At 51.0% G+C, this 24174-nt stretch carries 19 protein-coding genes, 1 tRNA gene and 3 pseudogenes; 8 read left to right on the top strand and 15 right to left on the bottom strand.

All coding sequences use genetic code 11. The features are described 5' to 3' along the window. Positions 1-18: 18 nt before the first annotated feature. Positions 19-1212 (top strand): amino acid aminotransferase, encoded by a 1194-nt coding sequence (locus Q9J80_RS06315; protein ID WP_304671613.1) that lies wholly within the window; start codon positions 19-21, stop codon positions 1210-1212. A gap of 64 nt (positions 1213-1276) precedes the next feature. Here the strand turns inward: Q9J80_RS06315 and Q9J80_RS06310 are convergent. Beyond that, a tRNA-Arg gene (locus Q9J80_RS06310) sits at positions 1277-1352 on the bottom strand. Positions 1353-1636: 284 nt separating this feature from the next. On the opposite strand from Q9J80_RS06310, the gene Q9J80_RS06305 reads away from it, so the two are divergent. After that, positions 1637-2479 carry a c-type cytochrome gene (locus Q9J80_RS06305; protein WP_304672773.1) on the top strand — a complete coding sequence of 281 codons (843 nt, stop codon included), beginning with the start codon at positions 1637-1639 and terminating at the stop codon, positions 2477-2479. 313 nt (positions 2480-2792) lie between these two features. On the opposite strand, the gene gcvP is transcribed toward Q9J80_RS06305, so the two are convergent. The 7 genes and pseudogenes from gcvP to Q9J80_RS06270 form a co-directional block, all read right to left on the bottom strand. Further along, positions 2793-5645, bottom strand: coding sequence for an aminomethyl-transferring glycine dehydrogenase (gene gcvP, locus Q9J80_RS06300; RefSeq protein ID WP_304672774.1), 2853 nt, complete (start codon positions 5643-5645; stop codon positions 2793-2795). A gap of 192 nt (positions 5646-5837) precedes the next feature. Further along, a complete protein-coding gene (locus Q9J80_RS06295; protein WP_304671610.1) occupies positions 5838-6479 on the bottom strand; it encodes an arylesterase in 642 nt (213 codons plus the stop codon). Further along, positions 6469-7020 carry a DNA-3-methyladenine glycosylase I gene (locus Q9J80_RS06290; protein ID WP_304671609.1) on the bottom strand — a complete coding sequence of 184 codons (552 nt, stop codon included), beginning with the start codon at positions 7018-7020 and terminating at the stop codon, positions 6469-6471. The genes Q9J80_RS06295 and Q9J80_RS06290 overlap by 11 nt, the downstream gene beginning before the upstream one ends. A gap of 3 nt (positions 7021-7023) precedes the next feature. Continuing rightward, positions 7024-7542 carry a PqiC family protein gene (locus Q9J80_RS06285; RefSeq protein ID WP_003714346.1) on the bottom strand — a complete coding sequence of 173 codons (519 nt, stop codon included), beginning with the start codon at positions 7540-7542 and terminating at the stop codon, positions 7024-7026. Then, positions 7542-9203, bottom strand: a complete 1662-nt coding sequence (gene pqiB / locus Q9J80_RS06280; protein WP_304671608.1) for an intermembrane transport protein PqiB — start codon at positions 9201-9203, stop codon at positions 7542-7544. Before pqiB ends, Q9J80_RS06285 begins: the two co-directional genes overlap by 1 nt. Next, positions 9196-10655: pseudogene (locus tag Q9J80_RS06275) on the bottom strand (paraquat-inducible protein A). Before Q9J80_RS06275 ends, pqiB begins: the two are co-directional and overlap by 8 nt. Then, entirely contained in the window at positions 10558-10800 is a 243-nt protein-coding gene (locus Q9J80_RS06270; protein WP_304671606.1) for a hypothetical protein, read from the bottom strand. Before Q9J80_RS06270 ends, Q9J80_RS06275 begins: the two are co-directional and overlap by 98 nt. A gap of 29 nt (positions 10801-10829) precedes the next feature. On the opposite strand from Q9J80_RS06270, the gene Q9J80_RS06265 reads away from it, so the two are divergent. After that, positions 10830-11459 (top strand): biliverdin-producing heme oxygenase, encoded by a 630-nt coding sequence (locus Q9J80_RS06265; RefSeq protein ID WP_002218916.1) that lies wholly within the window; start codon positions 10830-10832, stop codon positions 11457-11459. Between the two features lie 174 nt (positions 11460-11633). After that, positions 11634-14015 (top strand): TonB-dependent hemoglobin/transferrin/lactoferrin family receptor, encoded by a 2382-nt coding sequence (locus tag Q9J80_RS06260; protein WP_304674159.1) that lies wholly within the window; start codon positions 11634-11636, stop codon positions 14013-14015. A 208-nt stretch (positions 14016-14223) separates the two neighbouring features. Here Q9J80_RS06260 and Q9J80_RS06255 read toward each other — a convergent pair whose 3' ends face one another. Together Q9J80_RS06255 and trhP are read right to left on the bottom strand one after the other, a co-directional pair. Further along, positions 14224-14736: an excinuclease gene (locus Q9J80_RS06255; RefSeq protein ID WP_439652349.1), complete on the bottom strand. Its 513-nt coding sequence runs from the start codon at positions 14734-14736 to the stop codon at positions 14224-14226. Positions 14737-14832: 96 nt separating this feature from the next. Next, positions 14833-16188 carry a prephenate-dependent tRNA uridine(34) hydroxylase TrhP gene (trhP, locus tag Q9J80_RS06250; protein WP_304674158.1) on the bottom strand — a complete coding sequence of 452 codons (1356 nt, stop codon included), beginning with the start codon at positions 16186-16188 and terminating at the stop codon, positions 14833-14835. A 325-nt stretch (positions 16189-16513) separates the two neighbouring features. Here trhP and Q9J80_RS06245 point away from each other — a divergent pair, with 325 nt between their 5' ends. Continuing rightward, complete coding sequence (locus tag Q9J80_RS06245) at positions 16514-17302, top strand: Cof-type HAD-IIB family hydrolase (protein ID WP_304671604.1); 789 nt, start codon at positions 16514-16516, stop codon at positions 17300-17302. Between the two features lie 45 nt (positions 17303-17347). Here the strand turns inward: Q9J80_RS06245 and Q9J80_RS06240 are convergent, their stop codons facing one another. After that, on the bottom strand, positions 17348-17947 hold the full coding sequence (locus Q9J80_RS06240; protein WP_301673021.1) for an adenine phosphoribosyltransferase: 600 nt from the start codon (positions 17945-17947) through the stop codon (positions 17348-17350). Between the two features lie 127 nt (positions 17948-18074). Here Q9J80_RS06240 and gmk point away from each other — a divergent pair, with 127 nt between their 5' ends. From gmk to Q9J80_RS06225, 3 genes are all read left to right on the top strand, one after another. Further along, the gene (gene gmk, locus Q9J80_RS06235) at positions 18075-18692 is read left to right on the top strand and encodes a guanylate kinase (RefSeq protein ID WP_002242918.1); all 618 of its coding nucleotides are present in this window, start codon (positions 18075-18077) and stop codon (positions 18690-18692) included. A gap of 58 nt (positions 18693-18750) precedes the next feature. Beyond that, positions 18751-18957 carry a DNA-directed RNA polymerase subunit omega gene (rpoZ, locus tag Q9J80_RS06230; protein WP_002212665.1) on the top strand — a complete coding sequence of 69 codons (207 nt, stop codon included), beginning with the start codon at positions 18751-18753 and terminating at the stop codon, positions 18955-18957. Positions 18958-19049: 92 nt separating this feature from the next. Further along, on the top strand, positions 19050-21206 hold the full coding sequence (locus tag Q9J80_RS06225; RefSeq protein ID WP_301673020.1) for a RelA/SpoT family protein: 2157 nt from the start codon (positions 19050-19052) through the stop codon (positions 21204-21206). 68 nt (positions 21207-21274) lie between these two features. Here the strand turns inward: Q9J80_RS06225 and Q9J80_RS06220 are convergent. The 4 genes and pseudogenes from Q9J80_RS06220 to coaBC form a co-directional block, all read right to left on the bottom strand. After that, positions 21275-21382: pseudogene (locus Q9J80_RS06220) on the bottom strand (hemagglutinin repeat-containing protein); the annotation flags it as partial. Positions 21383-21600: 218 nt separating this feature from the next. Then, complete coding sequence (locus Q9J80_RS06215; protein ID WP_127298187.1) at positions 21601-22077, bottom strand: SMI1/KNR4 family protein; 477 nt, start codon at positions 22075-22077, stop codon at positions 21601-21603. A 5-nt stretch (positions 22078-22082) separates the two neighbouring features. Next, positions 22083-22175, bottom strand: a pseudogene (locus Q9J80_RS06210) (HNH endonuclease); the annotation flags it as partial. Positions 22176-22819: 644 nt separating this feature from the next. Then, positions 22820-24028 (bottom strand): bifunctional phosphopantothenoylcysteine decarboxylase/phosphopantothenate--cysteine ligase CoaBC, encoded by a 1209-nt coding sequence (coaBC, locus tag Q9J80_RS06205; protein WP_304672775.1) that lies wholly within the window; start codon positions 24026-24028, stop codon positions 22820-22822. Between the last annotated feature and the right edge of the window lie 146 nt (positions 24029-24174).

The raw sequence follows: 24174 nt of genomic DNA, 5'->3' as shown, positions 1-24174 counted from the left end.
AAGCAAAAGGTAAGGACTATGTATCGACACGTTGAATATTACCCCGGCGACCCGATTTTGAGTTTGGTCGAAACGTTCAACCGCGACCCGCGCCCTGAAAAAGTCAATTTGAGCATAGGCATTTATTTCGACGACGAAGGCAAGATGCCCGTATTGGAATCCGTAAACCGTGCCGAAACCGCCCGTGCCGCTACACCTGCGCCGTCGCCCTATCTGCCGATGGAAGGTTTGAACGCTTACCGCAGCGCGGTGCAGCATTTGTTGTTCGGCAAAGACAACCGCGCGCTCGCGCAAGGACGCATCATTACCGTACAAACCTTGGGCGGCTCGGGCGCGCTCAAAGTCGGGGCGGACTTCCTGCACCGCTGGTTTCCCGAAGCGCGCGCCTACGTCAGCGACCCGACTTGGGACAACCATCGCGGCATTTTTGAAGGCGCAGGTTTCGAGGTTGGCACTTATCCTTATTACGACCCCACCACTGTTGGCGTGAAATTCGGTGAAATGACCGCGTTTTTCAACACCCTGCCCGAAAACAGCGTCTTAATCCTGCATCCTTGCTGCCACAACCCAACTGGCGTGGATATGTCGGAACGGCAATGGGACGAAGTGTTGCAAATCATCAAAACGCGCAAACTGATTCCGTTTATGGACATTGCCTACCAAGGCTTCGGCGGCGATTTGGACAGCGATGCCTACGCCATCCGCAAAGCGGTGGAAATGGAATTGCCCTTGTTCGTCAGCAATTCGTTTTCAAAAAACCTGTCGCTCTACGGCGAGCGTGTCGGCGGCCTGAGCGTGGTTTGCCCGAATAAAGAAGAAGCGGAATTGGTGTTCGGACAACTCAAATTTACCGTCCGCCGCATCTACTCCAGCCCGCCCGCGCACGGCGCGTATCTCGCCGCCGACGTGATGAACAACCCCGAACTTTACGCCTTGTGGCAAAACGAAGTCTATGTCATGCGCGACCGAATCCGCGCCATGCGACAGAAACTTTACGATGTCTTAACTGCGCGAATCCCCGGCCGCGATTTCACTTATTTCATCAAGCAGCGCGGAATGTTCGGCTACACAGGGTTGAGCGTGGGGCAGGTCCGCAGGCTGCGCGACGAATTTGCCGTTTACCTGCTGGATTCCGGCAGGATGTGCGTCGCCGGGCTGAATACATCAAATATCGCCTATGTCGCCGATGCGTTTGCCGAAGTGTTGAAATAAGAGTTTGAAGTAAGTCAAAAGGCCGTCTGAAAAGTATTTATCTTTCAGACGGCCTCTTTATAATTGGCGCACCCAACAGGGATCGAACCTGTGACCTCCAGCTTCGGAAACTGACACTCTTCCAACTGAGCTATGGGTGCGGAAAACGTAAGGTTAACGTAAATTCTGCAAATTGGCAAAGGTTATCTTGCGCCGTCAGGCGGCGTATGGAGGCATAATGGGAGTTTTCTTGGAGATAATCCAGTATTTTCAACGGATTATTTGTTTTGCACAGATACTGTTGGCAAATTTTTTCATATTTTCAATGATAGCGATTGGAAAGACCCTGTGAATTCAGTATAATCCAGCAAAATATTGTTAACTGCGTTTAACACACCAAACTATAATCTACAGCACAACCTAACCTGACGGCGAGGCCTACCAAATGAAACAACTCCGCGACAATAAAGCCCAAGGCTCTGCACTGTTTACCCTTGTGAGCGGTATCGTTATTGTTATTGCAGTCCTTTATTTCCTGATTAAGCTGGCGGGCAGCGGCTCGTTCGGCGATGTCGATGCCACTACGGAAGCGGCAACGCAGACCCGTATCCAGCCCGTCGGACAATTGACGATGGGCGACGGCATCCCCGTCGGCGAACGCCAAGGCGAACAGATTTTCGGCAAAATCTGTATCCAATGCCACGCGGCGGACAGCAATGTGCCGAACGCCCCGAAACTGGAGCACAACGGCGACTGGGTGCCGCGTATCGCGCAAGGCTTCGATACTTTGTTCCAACACGCGCTGAATGGCTTTAACGCCATGCCCGCAAAAGGCGGTGCGGCAGACCTGACCGATCAGGAACTCAAACGGGCGATTACCTACATGGCAAACAAAAGCGGAGGTTCTTTCCCAAATCCTGATGAGGCTGCACCTGCCGACAATGCCGCTTCAGGGGCAGCTTCTGCTCCTGCCGATAATGCAGCTCCAGCGGAAGCGGGGGCAGAGGGCAAAGGTGCTGCCGCACCTGCTGCAGGCGGCGTTGACGGCAAGAAAGTTTTTGAAGCAAGCTGTCAGGCGTGCCACGGCGGTTCGATTCCCGGTATTCCCGGCATAGGTAAAAAAGACGATTGGGCTCCCCGCATCAAACAAGGTAAAGAAACCTTGCACAAACACGCCCTTGAAGGCTTTAACGCGATGCCTGCAAAAGGCGGCAACGCTGGCTTGAGCGATGACGAAGTCAAAGCAGCGGTTGACTACATGGCCAACCAATCCGGTGCGAAATTCTAAATTCGGATTAAAATTTCGGATTAAATAAAAACGGGGCAGGTGTCTGCTCCGTTTTTTTATGGGAATTTATTTGTTTGTCCGTGTGGGAATGACATCAAAGGGTGCAAATAGGCTTTTCATCTTCAAAATCTGTCTGCTCAATCGGATGAATAAAAAGCAGGATGATAAAAAAAACCCGGTGTATGGATATTGGTTTAACCCATTTGTTTTAAAGTTATAGTCGAGATACGTGTATCGGTGCAACCGGTCCGCCGTTGACGAAAATGCCGTCTGAAAGTGTTTCAGACGGCATTTGTCTTCGGGGTTTCAATGGTCAGTCTTCATAATTTTCCATCGGCGGGCAGCTGCACACGAGATTGCGGTCGCCGTACACGTCGTCCACACGGTTGACGCTCGGCCAGAATTTGTGTTCGCGCACGAAGGGCAACGGAAAGACGGCTTCTTCGCGAGAGTACGGATGCGCCCATTCGCCGGTTATATCTGCGGCGGTGTGCGGCGCGTTGACCAGTGGGTTGTCGTCTTTCGGCCATTCGCCGTCGATGACTTTCTGCACTTCGCGGCGAATGGATTTCAGGGCGGCGATGAAGCGGTCGAGTTCGGCTTTGCTTTCGCTCTCGGTCGGCTCGATCATCAGCGTACCGGCAACAGGGAAGGAGACGGTCGGGGCGTGGAAGCCGTAGTCCATCAGGCGTTTGGCGATGTCGGTTTCGGTGATGCCGCTTTCGGCTTTGAGCGGACGCAAATCGACGATGCATTCGTGCGCGACGCGGCCGTTTTTACCTGTGTAGAGAATCGGATAATCCTCGCCCAAGGCTTTGGCGATGTAGTTGGCGTTGAGCAATGCGCGGCGCGTTGCCTGTTCCATACCTTGTTTGCCCATCATGGCGATATACATCCAAGTAATCGGCAGGATGGACGCAGAACCGAAGGCCGCAGCAGCAACGGCGGTTTGTCCGGCACTTGCGCTGTGGGTGTCGGTTAAAGCGTGTCCCGGTGCAAACGGGGCAAGGTGGGCTTTCAAACCGATAGGGCCGACACCCGGGCCGCCGCCTCCGTGCGGGATGCAGAAGGTTTTGTGCAGGTTCATGTGCAACACGTCCGCGCCGACTTCGGCGGGCTGCATGATGCCGATTTGGGCGTTGAGGTTGGCGCCGTCCATATAAACCTGTCCGCCGTTTTCATGGATGATGCGGCAGATGTCGCGGATGCCTTCCTCGTACACGCCGTGGGTGGACGGATAGGTAATCATGATGGCAGACAAAGCGTCGCGGTGTTGCTCGGCTTTGACTTTCAAATCGTCGATGTTGACGTTGCCGTGTTCGTCGGTGTCGACAACGACGACTTTCAAGCCCAGCATGGCCGCAGTCGCAGGGTTGGTGCCGTGGGCGGATTTGGGAATCAGGCAGATGTTGCGGTGTCCCTCGCCGTTGGCTTCTTGGTAGCGGCGGATGGAGAGCATGCCGCTGTATTCGCCCTGCGCGCCTGAGTTGGGCTGGAAGGAAATCGCGTCAAAGCCGGTGATGGCTTTCAAGCTGTTTTCCATATCGGCGAGCAATTCGCGGTAGCCCGCGGTTTGCGCTTCGGGAGCGTAGGGATGGATGTCGGAGAACTCAGCCCAAGTAATCGGCAACATTTCCGCAGTCGCGTTGAGTTTCATGGTGCAGCTGCCCAATGAAATCATGCTGTGGTTCATCGCCAAATCGCGGTCTTCGAGTTTTTTCAGGTAGCGCAGCATTTCGTGTTCGGTGTGGTAACGGTTGAACACAGGATGTTGCAGAATGTCGTCCTGACGCAGCAATTCGGCGTTCAGACGGCCTTTGACATCATCGGCAAATGCGAACGCATCCTTGCCGGTAAACGCGCGGTACAAATCGACCAAATCTTCGCGTGTCGAAGTTTCATGGAAGGCTGCTGCGACTTGAGTATCGTTGACGCGGCGCAGGTTGTAACCCGACTCCAAAGCAGCGGCAAACATTTGGTCTGCTTTCTCTTTGTTGCCGAAATCGACGGTAACGGTATCGAAGAAGACCTTATGAACCACATTCAGGCCGTCTGAAACCAGCGCATCGGCAAAGGCAGAAGCCAGCGCGTGAATGCGGTTGGCGATGCGTTTCACGCCTTCAGGGCCGTGGTAAACGGCATACATACCGGCCAAGTTCGCCAGCAATGCTTGTGCCGTACAAATATTGGATGTCGCTTTTTCGCGGCGGATGTGTTGCTCGCGGGTGGACAACGCCATGCGCAAGGCAGGTTTGCCCGATGCGTCTTTGGATACGCCGATGATGCGGCCTGGAGCGGAACGTTTGAACTCGTCTTTAAACGCGAAATAAGCGGCGTGCGGCCCGCCGAAGCCCATCGGTACACCGAAGCGTTGGGTGTTGCCCAAAGCAATATCTGCACCCAATTCAGCCGGAGACTTCAGCAAAACCAAGCTCATAATGTCGGCGGCAACGGCGACAATCGTGCCTTTGGCTTTCAGACGACCTATGACGCTTTGCAAGTCTTGCACGTCGCCGTCTTTGCCGACGTATTGGAACAGCGCGCCGAAGTATTCGCCTTCATCCGCTTTGGCAAAATCGCCGACCACCAGTTCAAAGCCGAAATATTTGGCGCGGGTTTTCATTACGTCCAAAGTTTGCGGATACACGCGCTCGTCCACAAAGAAACGCTCGGATTTCACCTTGCCCACGCGGTGCGCCATCGCCATCGCTTCGGCGGCGGCGGTTGCCTCATCCAGCAAAGACGCGCCCGCCACGGGGAAACCGGTCAAATCGATACACACTTGTTGGAAGTTCAACAAAGCTTCCAAACGACCTTGGGCAATTTCCGCCTGATACGGCGTGTAGGCGGTGTACCAACCCGGATTTTCCAATACGTTGCGCAAAATCACGTTCGGCACGCGGGTCGGGTAATAACCCAAACCGATATAGGACTTGTTGATCACGTTTTTCGACGCAATGCCTTTCAATTTCGCCAATGCGTCCGCCTCGATCAAGGCCTCGGGCAAATCGAGTTCAGACGGCATACGGATGCTTTGCGGCACGGTATTGCCGACAAAATCGTCCATGCTTTTCTCGCCGACAGCGGCAAGCAACGCCGCTTCGTCGCCGAAACTCAAATGCCGCGCGGCAAATTCATTCGGGTTGAACAGTTCGGACAGTTTCATTTCTACTCCTTATATAGTGTTGTGTGGATATGCCGTCTGAAGCGGCGGAACGACTTGCGTATCCAATGCCGGAGGGCTGATATTTCCCGGGGGCGTATGGCGTAGTCGGTGCATTTCAGACGGGTTGTCGGGGAAGCGTCTGTGCGTCTGCCTTGTTTCATCATAATGTGTTTTAACGGAAGTGGCGCGCGTTTATCGGAATCCCTGCGCGTGCAGGAAATCGGACAATTTCTCGGCAAATCGGCGGTAGCCTTTGCCGTTGGCGTGGATTTGGTCGGACTTTAAATCGTTGTCGCCCAAAATTTCCGCCCACGCGCCGCCGAACAGCGGAATGCCGTATTCCTCGGACAAATCCTCATACAGCGGATGGTCGCTCAAATGCCCGAACAGCGCGCCCAGTGTGATGTGCGGCACGCCGACGAGGACGGCGGGAATGTTTTCCTTCTGCACGGTTTCGATGATTTTCGCGATATTGGCGCGGGTCTGCTCCTCGGGAACTTTGCGCAGAAAGTCGTTGCCGCCTATGCCGACAATCACAAGCTTGGGTTTGCGTGCCAACAGCGCGGGCAGGCGCGACAGGGCTTGCGCGGACGTATCGCCCGATACGCCGCCGTTGACAATATTCCAACCCGTCAGTTTTTGCAGTTGCGCGGGGTAGGATTCGCCGGGGTTTGCGCCGTAGCCGAAGGTGAGCGAATCGCCCAAGGCAAGCACGGTGCTTCCTTCGGGAATTTTGGCGTGGGTTCGGGCGGATTTTCTGCCGCAGGCGGTAAGAAGCAACGTGCCTGCGCCGAGGAGGAAGATTCTTCTGTTCATTGGTTTTTCAGACGGCATCGAGCCATTTCGGGTGGTATTTCAGGGTTTCGCGGTAAACCGGACAGCTTTCGGCGTGCGCGCCTTTGAGGTGGCCGGTACTCATCAGAAATTCGCCGACGATTTCGCCGCCGACAAATTTGAAATGTTTTTTAAACAGCTTCACCCATTCAGCCTTGTCTAGCGGATGGTTCGCATCCAGCCAGTTTTTGAATGAGCCGTATTCTTGCTGTATTTGTTTGATTTGTCGCGCGTTATAAATGGCTGCATTAATTTTCAGGCGGTTACGGACAATACCTGCATCGGCAAGCAACCGTTCAATATCGGCTTCGCCAAATGCGGCGACCGTATCGATGTCGAACCCTTCAAATGCCGTCTGAAATGCCTGCCGCTTCTTCAGCATCAGCGTCCAGCTTAATCCTGCCTGATTGATTTCCAACACCAGCCGTTCAAACAATTCATTGTCGTCCTCAATCGGAAAACCGTATTGCGTGTCGTGGTAATGTTTGTTCGGGTTGTCGGTGTTTTCGGGAAGTGAGGCGGCAAATTCGCAATAGTTCACGGTTTACTCGACCATCTGTTGCGCCGCCTGTTTCAGTCCCTGTTCGAGTGCGGCGGTCATCGCGGCGTAGCCGTCACCCTGCTGTTCGGTTTCGATATGGAAGGGTCTGTTCGTACCGTCGGGTAGGACGGCGTAGCCGCTGATGAGGGTTTTGCCCGTGTAGCTGCCTTGGAATGCGTCGATATAGACCGTCCATTTTTCGGTACTGCCGCTGCGTGAGGCAGGAACAAAGATGCGTGTGCTGTCCAAACGGTTGAATGCATTGCTCAACGCCGCTTCGAGCATATCGTCCAAGGTGTCTGCCCAAACGTGGTTTTGTGCGGTGTTGATGCGGTAGGGGTCGGTTTGATAGACCAGTCCGCCGCGTTTGAGCGGTTCGGCAAGACGGACTTCAACGGCGGTTTCGCCGCCTTGCGTTGTAGGACGGATGTAGCGGCTGTCGGGCAACACGAAATATTGTGTGCTTTGCACAGTACCGCAGGCGGCAAGCGTCAGGGCGGCGGCAATCGGGAAAAGGCGCATTATCGGCTTCCTTTCGGGATAGGGTCTTTGCTGCTGCTGTTGAAAATCAGCGCGTTGGGTTTTTCTTTCAAAGTGTTAATGACGGGTTGAACGTCTTTTAAGGTTTTGTCCAAACTTTGCAGCGTATTTTGTACGTCGCCGTAGATAGGCGATTGCGGCGATACGCCTTGCAGGGTTTGACGCAATTCTTTCAGGGTTTGGTTCAACTCGTTCGGAATGTTTTGCGTCTGCGGTTTGCCGACCAGTTTGTCGATGGAGCTTAGGGCGGCATTGGCAGATTTGAGTGTGGACTTGAGCTCGGTAAGCGAACCGTTCAAGCCCGCAACGGTTTTATCTAAAGGCAGTTTGCCGAATTTGTCCAGCAAATCCGCCAATTTGGCCTGCAAGTCGTCCAAACCGCCGCCCCGTGTGGCGATGACGGTATCGCCTGCATAAACGGTATGCGGTCGCAGCTTGGGCGATGCGGAAGGCTGATCGTTCAACTCAATCATTTTGCTGCCGGTCAGCAGGTTGTTGCTGGAGATGGTGGCGGTCAGGCCTTTGTTTAAGGCCGTCTGAAATTGTTGTTTCCAATGCTCTTTGCTTTGTTCGTCGGCATTGATTTCCAAACGGGAAGGCTCAATGCGGATGCGTACGGGTATCCAGCCGTTTTCAAATAAATGCAGGCTGTCGTTGCGGTCGAAATAAGGGACATCGGAAACCACGCCGACATTCAGCCCTTTGTACTCGACGGGCGAACCGACGGTCAGGCCGCGCACGGATTGTTTGAAAAACGCGGTGTAGTACAGCGAGCGGTCGTCAGGCAGGTTGGCGACTTCGCTGCGGCTGTCGTAAAGCGTGAAGCTGTCTTCGCTTTTGACGTTTTTACTGTTTTTGGTTTTCGGCGAATCAAATGAAATCGCGCCCGACAGCAGGGCGGGCAGAGGTGCGGAATTGAGTTTGATGCCGCTGCCTGTGGTTTCGATATTGATGCCGCTTTCCAGCCAGAAACGGCTTTCCGAATTAATCAGTTTGTCGTTGGGGCTTTGGATGAAGATGGTGTAATGCACGCTTTGGTCGGACGGGTCAAAATGCGCGCTTTCGATTTGCCCGACCATAAAGTTTTCATACAAAACAGGGCTGTTGACGTTGAGGATGCGGTCGTTTTTACCAATCAAATTCAAGCGCAGCCCGCTTTGCCCAATGGCGGTAACAGGCGGAATGTCCTGCACTTGGAACACGTCTTTTGCCTCGTCGCTTTTGCCGGGTGTAAAGGCGATGTACGAACCCGAAAGCAGCGTACCCAAACCGGTTACGCCGCTTTGGTCGATACGCGGCTTGACCACCCAAAACTGTGTGTCGCTGCGGATGAGGCCGGATACGTCCGCATTGAGTTGGGCGGTTACTTCCACGCCTTTCTGGTCGTCGCGCAGTTTGATTCGGGTAACGCGTCCGACATCGATGCTCAATACCTTAATGACCGTATTGTTGACCTCAATGCCTTCCGCGCTGTCCATCAAGAGCGTAACCACAGGCCCCCTGTTGCGGATTTCCTTAACCCAAAGCCAGCCGCCGGCAATCAGCGCGATCAGCGGAACCAGCCAGACGGCAGAGAGGAAGGTGTTGTTTTTGCGGACGCGTGCTTGGGCGTGTCCGTTTGGAGGAGGGCTGTTGTCAGTCATATTTTTCCGTTTCATTGAAAGCAATGCCGTCTGAAGCGCGTTTGTCCCAAAGCAGGCGCGGGTCGAAATAATAGGCGGACAGCATCGTCAGAATCACGACCAGGCAGAAATAGACTGCCGCACTGCCCGGAATGACGCGCGCGGCATAAGTGTGGAACGAACACATCAAAATAATAATCACAAAAATATCAATCATCGACCAGCGGCCGACTGCTTCGGTGATGCGGTAGAGGTGCGACAATTTCTTTGCGCCCGCCGGCAAAGCGAACCGTGCCGCCGCAATCAAAACCGACATTGCCGCAATCTTCAGTACCGGCACCAAAATACTCGCGCTGAAAATAACCGCCGCAATCAGCCTGTCGCCCTCGTCCCACATATAAGCGATGCCGCTAAGGATGGTGTTGGCCTCCGTGGCGGCAGGATTGGACGAAATCATAATCGGCAGGATATTGGCAGGAAAATACAAAATAACCGCCGCCGTCAAAAACGCCGACGAAATACTCAGACTTTTCGGCCGGCGGCGGTACAGTTCCGCACCGCACACGCCGCAGGGGGATTCGGCACTGTCGCGGAAATACAGGCAGCGGCTGCAACAGGTTTTGCCTTCTGATGCCGTCTGAACCGCATTATCCCCCGTCAGCCGCCCGATTTGAAAATACACCCAATGCTGGGGAACGGATACCGAAGTCCGAATCAGCATAACCGACAGCGCGAACATCAGATAAAACGCCGGCCCGAAGCGAACCTCTGCCACAGACGAGAGCTTGATATACGCCACCAGAGTGGAAACAAAAAACACATCCACCATCATCGCCTGCCTCAAGCGCACCATCGCACGCGTTGCCAAACGCAGCGCAGGATACGCCTGTTTCCGTATCAGCGCGGCATAGACATACAGGCACAGCAGCAGAAACAGAACCGGCGCGCCGAAAGTCAGCACAAACATCACTTCGGCCAAAAAACCATAATCCTGAAACACCATCAGGCGTACCATTTCGGGCAGCGAAAGGACGGATGCCGCACCCGGTATCCCGACCTCGATATACGTCATACCGTAAGCAAACGCCATCAAAATCAGCGAAGCCGCCGCATAAGCGGGCGGGCCGGAAAAAGGATGCCTGCCCACCCTGAAGAGCTTATAGCCGCAGCGCGGGCAGAACGCCGCCTCCCCACTGTCCAATTGCGGCACATCCGCGCGGCAGCCGCATTCCGGACAATCTACCGTATGCGGCGGCAGGGCTTCGTCGCAGCAGTTGCAGCGAAGGCTGTAGGGGATATTTTCGGCAAACGGTTTCATCGGGAAAGTGGCAAATATAAGTGGCGGCATTATAAAGGAAAAAAGCAACGCACCCAATCAGGATGCAAAACCGGCAGGTTCGGCAGTATGAACAAACCCTTGTCGTCCGGCAAAAATATTTTTTCGAGCGGCTGTCCGCCGACTGCCGAACCCATTTGATAAAATCCCGATTCTGTAAAGAATAGTAAAATACCTGCTTAAAAACATCACGCAAATGATATTTTTTCCAAAAATATGTGATAATAAATCTCGTTTATTATTTTTGTATGCGGTCAGGTACGGATTTTGCCCGCCCCGCATCCTTATCCCTTACCGACAAAGGAAAAGCTATGAGCGAAACCGAAAATCAAGCCCTGACGTTTGCCAAACGCTTGAAAGCAGATACCACGGCGGTTCACGACAGCGTGGATAATCTCGTTATGTCTGTCCAACCGTTTGTCAGCAAAGAAAACTACATCAAATTTTTGAAACTCCAATCCGTTTTCCACAAGGCCGTCGACCACATCTATAAAGATGCCGAATTGAACAAAGCCATTCCCGAACTGGAATACATGGCGCGATACGATGCCGTAACGCAAGACCTTGCAGATTTGGGCGACAAACCTTACGAATACGGCAAACCGCTGCCGCATGAAACCGGCAACAAAGCAATCGGCTGGCTTTATTGCGCCGAAGGATCCAATTTGGGTGCCGCTTTCTTGTTCAAACACGCCCAAAAACTCGATTACAACGGCGAACACGGCGCGCGCCACCTCGCCCCGCATCCCGACGGGCGCGGCAAACACTGGCGCGCCTTTGTCGAGCATCTGAACGCTTTGAACTTGACTCCCGAAGCCGAAGCGGAAGCCATCCAAGGCGCACGCGAAGCCTTTGCATTCTACAAAGTCGTGTTGCGCGAAACCTTCGGCTTGGCAGCCGATGCCGAAGCCCCCGAAGGTATGATGCCGCACAGGCACTAAAAAATAATCGAATCAAATAAACAAGGTCTCGGCATAGCTGTTTGCAGGGACCTTTAATTACACGGCGCGGCTTTGTTTGCATGGATTACTGTCTTATTAAATATTAATGATTATCAGAAAATCTATTATGCGCTAACCGACGGATGAACAATCCATACATCTTGAGTTGATAATATGAAACCATTACAAATGCTCCCTATCGCCGCGCTGGTCGGCAGTATTTTCGGCAATCCGGTCTTGGCAGCAGATGAAGCTGCAACTGAAACCACACCCGTTAAGGCAGAGGTAAAAGCAGTGCGCGTTAAAGGTCAGCGCAATGCGCCTGCGGCTGTGGAACGCGTCAACCTTAACCGTATCAAACAAGAAATGATACGCGACAATAAAGACTTGGTGCGCTATTCCACCGATGTCGGCTTGAGCGACAGCGGCCGCCATCAAAAAGGCTTTGCCGTTCGCGGCGTGGAAGGCAACCGTGTCGGCGTGAGCATAGACGGCGTAAACCTGCCTGATTCCGAAGAAAACTCGCTGTATGCCCGTTATGGCAACTTCAACAGCTCGCGTCTGTCTATCGACCCTGAACTCGTGCGCAACATCGACATCGTAAAAGGGGCGGACTCTTTCAATACCGGCAGCGGCGCCTTGGGCGGCGGTGTGAATTACCAAACCCTGCAAGGACGTGACTTACTGTTGCCTGAGCGTCAGTTCGGCGTGATGATGAAAAACGGTTACAGCACGCGCAACCGAGAGTGGACAAATACCCTCGGCTTCGGCTTGAGCAACGATCGCGTGGATGCCGCTTTGCTGTATTCGCAACGGCGCGGCCATGAAACTGAAAGCGCGGGAGAGCGCAGTTATCCGGTTGAGGGCGCAGGCAGCGGAGCAAATATCCGTGGTTCGGCGCGCGGTATTCCTGATCCGTCTAAACACAAATACCACAGCTTCTTGGGTAAGATTGCTTATCAAATCAACGACAACCACCGCATCGGTGGGTCGTTGAACGGCCAGCAGGGCCACAATTACACGGTTGAAGAGTCTTATAACCTGAGTGCTTCTTCTTGGCGTGAAGCCGACGATGTCAACAGACGGCGTAACACCAACCTCTTTTACGAATGGACGCCAGAATCCGGCTGGTTGTCTATGGTAAAAGCGGATGTCGATTATCAAAAAACCAAAGTATCTGCGGTCAACTACAAAGGTTCGTTCCCGATAGAGGATTTTTCCACCTTGACGCGCAACTACAATCAAAAGGACTTGGATGAAATCTACAACCGCAGTATGGATACCCGCTTCAAACGCATTACCCTGCGTTTGGACAGCCATCCGTTGCAACTCGGGGGGGGGCGACACCTCTTGTCATTTAAAACTTTTGCCAGCCAACGTGATTTTGAAAACTTAAACCGCGACGATTACTACTCCAGTGGTCAGATATCCCGTACCACCAGCTCGATTCAACACCCTGTGAAAACCACTAATTATGGCTTCTCACTGTCTGATCAAATCCAATGGAACGACGTGTTCAGCAGTCGCGCAGGTATTCGTTACGACCACACCAAAATGATGCCTCAGGAATTGAACGCTGAGTGTCATGCTTGTGACAAAACACCACCCGCCGCCAGTATTTATAAAGGCTGGAGCGGTTTCGCCGGTTTGGCGGCTCAACTGAATCAGGTTTGGCGTGTCGGTTACGACATTACTTCCGGCTATCGCGTCCCCAATGCGTCCGAAGTGTATTTCACTTACAACCACGGTGCGGGCACATGGCTGCCTAGTCCTAATCTGAAAGCCGAGCGCAGCACCACCCACACCCTGTCTTTGCAGGGACGCGGTGAAAAAGGTACGCTGGATGCCAATCTGTATCAAAGCAACTACCGCAATTTCCTGTCGGAAGAGCAGTTTATACGACTTATACGCGATGACAAGTGTGGTGAAGATTATGCCGAACTAGGTTATTGTAAACTCTACCGAGATCAGCTTTATTGGCGTATGGAAAATATCGACAAGGCTAGAATCCGCGGTATTGAGCTGACAGGCCGTCTGAATGTGGACAAAGTAGCGTCTTTTGTTCCTGAAGGCTGGAAGCTGTTCGGCTCGCTGGGCTACGCGAAAAGCAAACTGTCGGGCGACAACAGCCTGCTGTCCACCCAGCCGCTGAAAGTGATTGCCGGCATCGATTACGAAAGTCCGAGCGAAAAATGGGGCGTGTTCTCCCGCCTGACCTATCTGGGAGCGAAAAAAGCCAAAGACGCACAATACACCGTTTATGAAAAAGAAGGAGGACGCTGGAACGGCCCGTTGACCAAATATGTCAAAGACTACCCCTGGCTCAACAAGTCCGCCTTTGTGTTTGACATGTACGGCTTCTACAAACCCTCGAAAAACCTGACCCTGCGTGCAGGCGTGTATAATGTGTTCAACCGCAAATACACGACTTGGGATTCCCTGCGCGGCCTGTACAGCTACAGCACTACCAACGCAGTAGACGACGATGGCAAAGGCCTTGCCCGCTACCGCGCCCCCGGACGAAACTATGCCGTATCGCTGGAATGGAAGTTTTAATCTGGTATTATTGAATTAATCGTCTTGTTGAAAATTAAAGCCGTCCGAATTGTGTTCAAGAACCCATTCGGACGGCTTTTTACCGTAAATCTGTGTGATGGGGTTTTATATTGATACAGTATCCGAACTCAGGGCAGGGAGTAATGTTGCAGGATTAAAAATGCCGTCTGAAAAATGTTTCAGACGGCATTTTTTGATTGCCGATATGTTAACGGACGACATTGGCGCGCATGACCACGCGGACGTGGAACGAGCCTGCCTGACAGTCGTATTGTCCGCCTTGCAGCGGTTGCTTATCAAAGTAGCTGTGGAAGCCGGTAACGCTGCGTCCGCCGAGTTTGCCTGCAGTCTGCTGGAATTTGCGGGCGGCATTGATTAGGGCGCGTTCGCAGGCTTCGGAGTCGGATTTGCCAACGCCGTTTGCCGCCTGACGGGTAACCAAGCCCTGACCGTTTGTAACAGGTACGCCACCGCCGCCGAAGCTGACGGGAATCCCGGATTCCAATGCGCCGTCTGCAATGGCTGCATTTATTGCCGCCTGACCGTTGCTACAACGGTAAATGATGTTTTTGCCGCCTCCTGCGGTGTCTCCGCGGATGACTTTGCATGATTCTCCGGCCGGTGTGCCGGCAGATTTCATGTGTGCGTTTTTAGGTGCGCTGCCGGATTGGCAGGCTGCCAGCATCAGGGCGGCGGCGGAGAGTATGAGGATTTTTTTCATGTCGGATGTCCTTGCTTGCTGTGGGAAATCATTGCAATTGTACAGTAAGATTCAACAAAATGCCGTCTGAAAACAGGTTTCAGACGGCATAATGGCTTAGGGGTTCAATACGCGTGCGATGAGGGCTTTTTCTTTACCCTGCATATCGGGGATTTTGACCTGAATGCCGTTGCCTGGGGCAACATCGACAGGCTGGCCTTTGCGGGTCATTTGTTCCAATTTGATGGTTTGGTTGCCGCTCGGGTGGATGATTTCGAGTGAATCGCCGACGGCGAAGCGGTTTTTGACTTCGATGGTCGCCCAGCCGTTTTCGTCGATTTCGGTAACGTGTCCGACGTATTGGCTTTGTTTGGCGATGGAGTGGCCGCTGAGGTAGTTTTGATAATCTTGGGTTTGGTGGCGCTCGAGGAAGCCGCTGGTGTAGCCACGGTTGGCGAGGCCTTCGAGTTCACTCAACAGGCTGTAATCAAACGGACGGCCTGCAACGGCATCATCAATCGCTTTGCGGTAGGACTGGGCGACGCGTGCAACATAATAGAGCGACTTGGTGCGGCCTTCGACTTTGAGGCTGTCCACGCCGATTTTGGCCAGTTTCTCAACCACTTCAATGCCGCGAAGGTCTTTGGAGTTCATGATGTAGGTGCCGTGTTCGTCTTCCATAATCGGCATCATTTCGCCCGGGCGGTTGGACTCTTCAATCAGGAAAACTTTGTCGGCGTAGGGATGGCGTTTTTGACCGTTGATGCCTTCAAAGTTTTGGTTGGCTTCTTCTTGGGCTTTTTCAAAGTTGAAGCCTTGCAGAAGTTGGGCATCGCCCGCATCGCTTTCCGTGGCATTGTGGACTTTGTAGTCCCAACGGCAGGAGTTGGTGCAAGTGCCTTGATTGGGGTCGCGGTGGTTGAAATAACCCGACAACAGGCAGCGGCCGGAGTAGGCGATACACAATGCGCCGTGGATGAAGACTTCGAGTTCGATGTCGGGGCATTCTTGGCGGATTTCAGCGATTTCTTCCATGCTCAATTCGCGCGACAGGATGATGCGTTCAACGCCGATGTTCTGCCAGAATTTTACGCCCCAGTAGTTGGTGGTGTTTGCCTGTACGGACAGGTGGATCGGCATTTCAGGCCATTTTTCGCGCACGGTCATGATCAAACCCGGATCTGCCATAATCAGCGCGTCGGGTTTCATGGCAATCAAGGGCTCCATATCGGAAACGAAGGTTTTGAGTTTGGAGTTGTGCGGCAGGGTGTTGACGGTCAAAAAGAATTTTTTGTTGCGTTCGTGCGCTTCTTTAATGCCTTGTTCTAAAACATCAAGTTTGGCAAATTCGTTGTTGCGGGCGCGCAGGGAATAACGCGGGCTGCCGGCATAAACGGCGTCTGCGCCGTAATCGTAGGCGGCGCGCATTCTTTCCAAGCCGCCGGCAGGCAATAAGAGTTCGGGTGCTTTCATCGTGTTTCCTTTTCGGTTGAAACCCCGCCCTTTAGGGCGGTAGAATCAGACTTTATTTGGGAGGGGCGTAACCCCTTCCGAATCAGGGCAACATATAGGGCGACGCTTTATGTGTCGTCCTGTGTGTTGAAACATGATTTGTGTGCTTTGTAAAAATGTTTCAGACGGCATTGCTGCAAATGCCGTCTGAATGGTGTTTGAAGATGGGCGGATTATCCGCCTTTTCGTGTTCGCGGTCAATTTTGCCGGGAAATTTATAAGGATTTATCAAGTATTTGCCTGCTTGGGATACAATGCGGACACTTTGAATGCGAGAGAGAATGTGATGAATCCCAAAATCGTGTTTTTCGACATTGACGATACGCTGTACCGCAAATATACGGATACCTTGCGTCCTTCCGTGAAAACGGCGGTGGCGGCTTTGCGCGGCAAAGGTATATTGACGGCGTTGGCAACGGGGCGGTCTTTGGCGACGATTCCCGAAAAGGTCAGGGACATGATGGCGGAAACGGGCATGGATGCTGTGGTAACGATAAACGGACAGTTTGCGCTGCTGCACGGAAAAACTGTGCGCGAGATACCGATGGATGTCGGGCAGATGGGTCGGGCTTGTTCTTTTTTAGATGGATTGGGGATGGATTATGCCTTCGTCGGAGGAGAGGGGATTGCCGTGTCTTCTTTGTCGGGGCGGGTATGCCGTGCGCTAAACCGTATTGCCGATAATTTTTTTGAAGGAAGGGATTATTTTTTACGCAATCCGGTTTATCAGATGCTGGTGTTTGCAGATTGTCGAGAGGTGATTGATTTATCGTTATTTCTACATCAGGAAGGGTTGAAAACGGTGCGTTGGCACGAGGAAGCTGTTGATCTGCTGCCGACCGGTGCGTCGAAAACGGACGGCATCAGAAGCGTGGTTGAGGCATTGGGTTTGGAAATGGCGGACGTGATGGCGTTCGGCGACGGTTTGAACGATGTGGAAATGCTATCTGAAGTCGGGTTCGGCGTGGCAATGGGCAACGGGGAACAGGCAGCGAAAGAGGTGGCGAAATATGTTTGCCCCAGTGTTGATGAAGACGGTGTGTTGAGGGGCTTGCAAGATTTGGGCGTGATTTGAACGCATAACAACAACCCTGCCGGTTTCAGACGGCAGGGTCGGTTTTCAGCCCTTCATACAGCCTTCGTTTTGAAGCAGGGTAAATAAGGGCGCGCCGCTTGCGCGGATATTCTTGCCGCCTTGAAGGTCGGTAAATTCCAAAATGGCGGCGGCTTCGACAATTTCCCCGCCGAGTTTGCGGATCAGTTCCAGTCCGGCAAGCATTGTGCCGCCCGTGGCAACCAAATCATCGACCAGCAGCACGCGCGAACCGGGTTTGACGGCATCGGTGTGGATTTCCACCGCAGCTTCCCCGTATTCGAGCGCGTAGCTTTGCGATACGGTTTCAAAAGGCAGCTTGCCTTTTTTGCGTATGGGGACGAAGCCGACGTTGAGCTGGTAGGCGAGTGCCGCGCCGATAATGAAGCCGCGCGCGTCCAAACCGGCAACGATGTCGATTTTCTGATCCATATAGCGGTAAACCAATAAATCAACCAAAAGGCGGAAGTATTCCGCGCTTTGCAGGACGGGCGTGATGTCGTGGAATAAGATGCCTTTTTGCGGCCAGTTTTCGATTTTGCGGATTTTGTCGGCAAGCGTGCCGACACTCATAGCTTCGGGATGAACCAGCATTGTGTGTTCCATGTTTGATGTTTTTAACGCCATATTGTAGCCGTCAGCCTGCCGCTTGCCAAATCAATCAAAACAATAGCGGCAAAATATGGGCATCGGCAAATAGGAAACCGAGTGTCCGTTGTGATACAATCGGTCGGAAAATATACAGGTAAAAAATATGTCCGCTTATCGAAAAGGCAACATCTTTATCATTTCGGCCGCTTCCGGCACGGGCAAAACCACGCTGGTGTCGCGGCTGTTGGCAAACCATAACGGTTTGCGCGTTTCCGTGTCGCACACGACGCGCCCGCCGCGTGAAGGCGAAGCAAACGGCGTACATTATCACTTTGTTTCCAAAGAAGAGTTTGAGTCGCTTATCGCGCAGGAAGCTTTTTTGGAATACGCCGATGTGTTCGGCAACTATTACGGCACAAGCGCGGAGGGCGTGAATGCGTTGGCGGCGGCAGGCTATGACGTGATTTTGGAAATCGACGTTCAGGGGGCGGCTCAGGTTCGCGACGCGCTGCCCGAAGCCGTCGGCATCTTTATCCTGCCGCCTTCTTTCGACGTACTTGCCGCGCGCCTCAACGGACGCGGGACGGACAGTCGGGAAGTTATCCAAAGGAGGCTGTCGAAGGCAAGGCATGAAATCGAACAGTCCGTATTGTTCGACTTTGTCGTGGTCAATGACGACTTGGCGCGTGCGGAGGAGGATTTGCTCCATATCGTGAATGCCTGCCGTCTGAAAAGGTCGCGGCAACTGGGATTTATTGCAGATTTGTTGGAAAATTCCTAAAAAACCGCGAAAATACCCAGTTTCCCAATTTAAATATTTTTGAAAGAAAGCAAATAATATGGCACGTATTACCACCGAAGACTGTACCGGAAAAATTTCCAACCATTTTGACCTGACATTGGTAGCAGCCCGCCGCGCCCGCCAGCTTGAGAACGGCAACACGCCGCTTGTGGACGATGTCCGCAATAACAAACCGACCGTTACCGCATTAAGGGAAATCGCCGCCGGGCATATCGGTACGGAACTGTTGACGCGCAATAAATAAATCCTGCCGGAAACGCACGTCGGCACATTCTGCCGCCGTGCAGTCCGACGGTTTGAAACGAAAAATCAAATATGTTCCGAAAGCCGTCTGAAATGCCTGTCCCACAACCCACCGCACCTTACGACTATTTAACTGCCGAAGCACGTACCCTGCTTTTCCGTACCGCTTCCTATCTCAAGCCTGAAGAACAGGTTGAGCTCGAGAAGGCTGTTGCCTATGCATTTCACGCTCATGACGGACAAACCCGGAAAAGCGGGGAGCCCTATATCACGCATCCGATTGCCGTTGCGACACAGCTCGCCCTTTGGCATATGGACATACAGGGTCTGTGTGCAGGTGTAATGCACGATGTGCTGGAAGATACAGGCGTTACGAAAGAGGAGATGGCAGCAAGATTCGGCAATACGATTGCCGAGATGGTGGACGGTCTGTCCAAACTCGAAAAACTCAAATTTGAAGATCATGCAGAGCATCAGGCGGAGAGTTTCCGCAAACTGATTTTGGCAATGACCAAAGATGTACGCGTGATTGTCGTCAAACTTGCCGACCGTCTGCATAATATGCGGACACTCGGTTCGATGCGTCCGGACAAGCGTCGCCGTATTGCAAGAGAAACCCTTGAAATCTATGCACAAATTGCCAACCGTATAGGTTTGAATAATACATATCAAGAGCTTCAGGATTTATCTTTCCAGAATCTCCATCCCAATCGCTATGAAACCATGAAAAAGGCGATGGATAAGAGTCGGAAAAACAGGCAGGATGTTGTTGGAAAGATTTTGCGTGCGTTCAGCCAGCGTTTGGTAGGGGCGAACATAGAAGCCAAAATCAAGGGTCGGGAAAAGAACCTGTACGGCATTTATCGGAAAATGTTAGAAAAAAAACTGCATTTCTCCGAAGTTATGGATATTTACGGTTTTCGTGTCATCGTTAACAGTATTCCTGCATGTTATGCTGCGCTCGGCGCATTGCACAATCTCTACCAGCCCAAGCCTGGACGGTTTAAAGACTACATCGCTATTCCGAAAAGTAACGGTTATCAAAGTCTGCATACGACTTTGGTCGGGCCTTATGGTTTGCCGGTTGAAGTGCAGATACGTACCAGGGAAATGGATGCTGTTGCCGAAGGTGGAATCGCCGGACATTGGAGCTATAAATCAGATTCCAAAACGGTCGATCAGGCAGTGCTGCACACCAATCAATGGTTGAAAAACATTTTAGACTTGCAGGCAAGCAGTGCCAATGCCATTGAGTTTCTCGAACACGTCAAGGTAGATTTGTTTCCAAACGAAATCTATATCCTTACGCCAAAAGGAAAAATCCTAACATTGCCCAAGGGTGCAACACCTATCGATTTTGCTTATGCGGTGCATACCGATATTGGGCACAAAACCGTTGCCGCACGTATCAACAATATCATGATGCCGTTGCGTACGAAGCTCAAAACCGGCGATTCTGTTGAAATCATCACATCCGAACACGCCAAACCCAATCCCGCATGGTTGAATTTCGCCGTGTCGGGCAGGGCGCGCAGCGCCATACGCCAATATATTAAAAACCTTAACCGGCACGATGCGGTCGTTTTGGGAGAGAGCCTCTTACAAAAAGCCCTGTCCAGTTTACTGCCCAAAGATGTCCTGCTTTCAGACGGCATCAAAGAAAAATACCTTGCCGATCTCAACGACAAACAGACTTCATTTGAAGAAGTGCTGTACAACGTCGGTATGGGGCATACCCTGCCTGTTTATGTCGCCATGCACATTGCCGAGTTGGCAGGGGAGCATTTCGGCAGCGAGGTCAGGCTCAGTTCCATTAAAGTCGATGGGCAGGAAAGCGGACATATTCATTTTGCAGAGTGTTGCCATCCGGTTCCCGGCGATTCCATCCGTTTGTTGTTGGTTAAGGGGAAGGGTATGATTATCCACAGGGATACCTGCCCGACGTTGTTAAAGTCCGATCCCGAACAGCAGCTGGATGCAGACTGGGAAAATATGAACGGGCAGAACTACCGTGTCGGGCTTCAAGTCCAATCGGAAGACAGCCACGGCCTGTTGGCATTAATGGCGCAAGCGATTTCCGATTCCGGTGCGGACATCGAGTCGGTCGAAACACCATCCAAATCCCAGTCGGGAACAGAAGGTTTTGTCGAATTCAAATTCTTATTGAAAGTCAAGAATCTGAATCAATTGAATCAGATTATTCAAAATCTGCATAGTATTCCATATATCCGCAAAGTCATCAGAAGTTGAAGCAGGTAAAACGGGTTGTCTTTTGATTAACAGGCAACCCGTTTTATGGTTTATCCGTTCAATTGCTTATCTGCCTGTACGCCTTTGACGATAAGCTGCGCACCTTTGAGGGTGGTATCCCCGCCGCTTCGGATAATCGTTTTGCCGGCCGTGCTGCTGATATGGGTGTGGCGGTAAGCTGCTTTTTTCTGATTGCTGTTACGATTTGTTAAAAGAAAGGTCGTCTGAAACTGTATTTATTGTTTCAGACGGCCTCTTAGCTCAAACTTTGAGAACCACATGCGTGCGTTCTGCACACATCCTACTTGTTAAGTTTAGGTTTCATATGGGCTACGGCTTGCTGATTTCAGACGATCTTTTTAATTTAGTTGGGTTTTCAACTCAACTTACACACTTAATCTGAAAGTTCATACAGCATATCCAAAAAGGCATCAAAACTATCTGCAATATGGCTAGTTACCATTTTCGTATCTCCATTCTCATCTTCATAAAAATCATCATGATACATCAGAATGATACATGGATTTTCATTGCATTTTCTGTAATCAAAACAGATATAATCGCCATTAGCTGAAATCCCAAAAGCAATCACTTTTTTTGCATACCCATATTCATCATCAATACATGAATAGCTATAAATATCTTCATAGCCTAAATTTTGCTTATACCCTAAAAATGAAATGTCTCTTTCATCATTTTCACCGTATTGATTGACAAAATTGAAAATATTTTCTTTAGGGTATAAATGATCATGTTTGCTAAGAAGTGATACATATGAAACAGGAAAAACAACCCCTATATCTTCAGCAAATTGTTGAATTGTTCTTATTGGAACCAATCCCTCATCTGATGATATTGATAGTTCTTCCATGTTCACTAATCTTTCTTTAACGATTTTTGACCGGTATGCCTAACAGCGTTATGAATACTATTAGGAATTAACTGCATATTATTAGGAGGGCTTTGCGCATTATGATGTCATGTATAACCAGGAAATTTTTCATTTCCTGCTTTAATCTTCGTTATTTGTTCATTCTTTTAGAAATCATATCTCCCTGAGTTTAAATAAATAGACTCGTCTTCAGACTCTGTTAAACAACCATTGAAAACACTATCTATACTTAAAATATAGTGTCCGTGGTTATACGATATGTAATTACAATTCCCCCAGCCAGGCACGTTATAGCTAAAAAAATTACATCCTAAAATTTCATGTGGATAAATATTAATCTCGCTTAAATTAGATGGGTATCTTCCTTTCTGAGTTTTAAACAAGTGAACTCTATTATTTATAAAAATTATTTTTTTCATGCAATTCTGTTGATCATATTTATTAAATAATATAGTAAATATAATTATTGCTGCAGTGACAAAAAATTTTCTCAATTATTTCCCTCCTGTGAACATGGTTTTTGTAGTTCTATTTACAATTCCAGAGAGAGTTCCATCATCCTTTTTCGGTATTTCTTTATAATTCGGCGCCTTTTCTGGGTTTGTTGCTTTCAGAACATTGTTCAAATATCTTTCTAACTGTTGACCAAGTGTTAGTGAAGAATTCGGAAGTAAATTGATTTTTGGGCACTTGTCCATGTTCAATAGTTTTCCATAAATCTTTAGTAGCTGCCCTCATCTGTCCCGTATTTGTTCAAATATACGGCAAGCCTTTCAACAATCCGCATTGCCGCTTCATCTTTACTTGTTTCGGGAAAAGACAGTTCCTCATCGTCCCCGATAATGGTAATCCGGTTGGTCGGTTTGCCCATTGCGATTGAAACATCATTGGCAACGATCATCGGTATTTTTTTCTTAATACGTTTTTCCCGCGCATATGCCAATACATTCTCCGTTTCAGCGGCAAAACCGATGCAGAACGGCGGGTTCGGTAATGAGGCAATGGACGCCAAAATATCGGGGTTCTCATCCAATTCGATGGATAACGGTTTGGCATTTTTATCTTTTTTGAATTTTTGCGTACTCCTGTTTTTAACCTTATAGTCTGAGACGGCGGCAACAGAAATAAAAGCATCTTGTTTGTCGATTAAACGATGCACTGCGCGATGCATATCTTCAGCGCTGACGGTTTGAACCGTATTGGATATACCGAAAGGCAGCGCGGTTTGAAGCTGTCCGTGAATCAGGCTGACTTCCGCACCGGCGGCACGGCACGCCCGCGCCAAAGCCACGCCCATTTTTCCGCTGGAGGTATTTGTGATGCCTCGGACAGGGTCAATGGCTTCAAATGTCGCACCTGCGGTAATCAAAATTTTCTTGCCCTTTAAAATTTTCGGTGTCCACAAGTCCGGAAGCAAATCCAGCAATTCGGCAGGTTCCGGCATCCTTCCCATACCATTTTCTCCGCAAGCCTGTTCACCCGAGCCCGGCATATAGACAGTAATGCCGTCTGAAAGCAGTTGTGCGATATTCCGTTGGTTGGCAGGATTCAGCCACATTTCCACATTCATCGCAGGAGCGATGGCAAGAGGACATTTCCGTGCGGCTGCCAGATTGGTCAGTAGGTTATCTGCCACGCCGTTACAGATTTTTGCCACGGTATTCATACTTGCCGGCGCAATCAGAAAAACATCCGCATTCCGGGTCAGGTTGATATGGTCCATACCGTTTGAACCGTTGCCGCCGTGCGTGTCGGTCAGAACGGGATTGCCGCTCAAAGCCTGAAAAGTCAGCGGAGAAACAAATTCAGTTGCCGAGCGGCTCATAACCACCGTAACCGAATGCCCCTGTTTTTTCAGCAGTCGCACCAACTCGCAAGACTTATACGCCGCAATACTGCCCGTTACACCTAAAAGAATATGTTTGCCCATTTTGACAATTTCTAATTACGAAGAAAAAACAGCATCCATTCTATAACAAAGTTTAGTTACCGTTTGGATACAAAATGCCGTCTGAAGCCCCAAGTTTCAGACGGCATATTCACAAAGGCGCACCAGTCAGAGGAGGGGGAGGAAGG

This window comes from Neisseria blantyrii (genome assembly GCF_962747855.1).
In the GTDB taxonomy this organism is placed as follows: domain Bacteria; phylum Pseudomonadota; class Gammaproteobacteria; order Burkholderiales; family Neisseriaceae; genus Neisseria; species Neisseria viridiae.
This window is presented reverse-complemented; position numbering and strand designations above follow the sequence as displayed.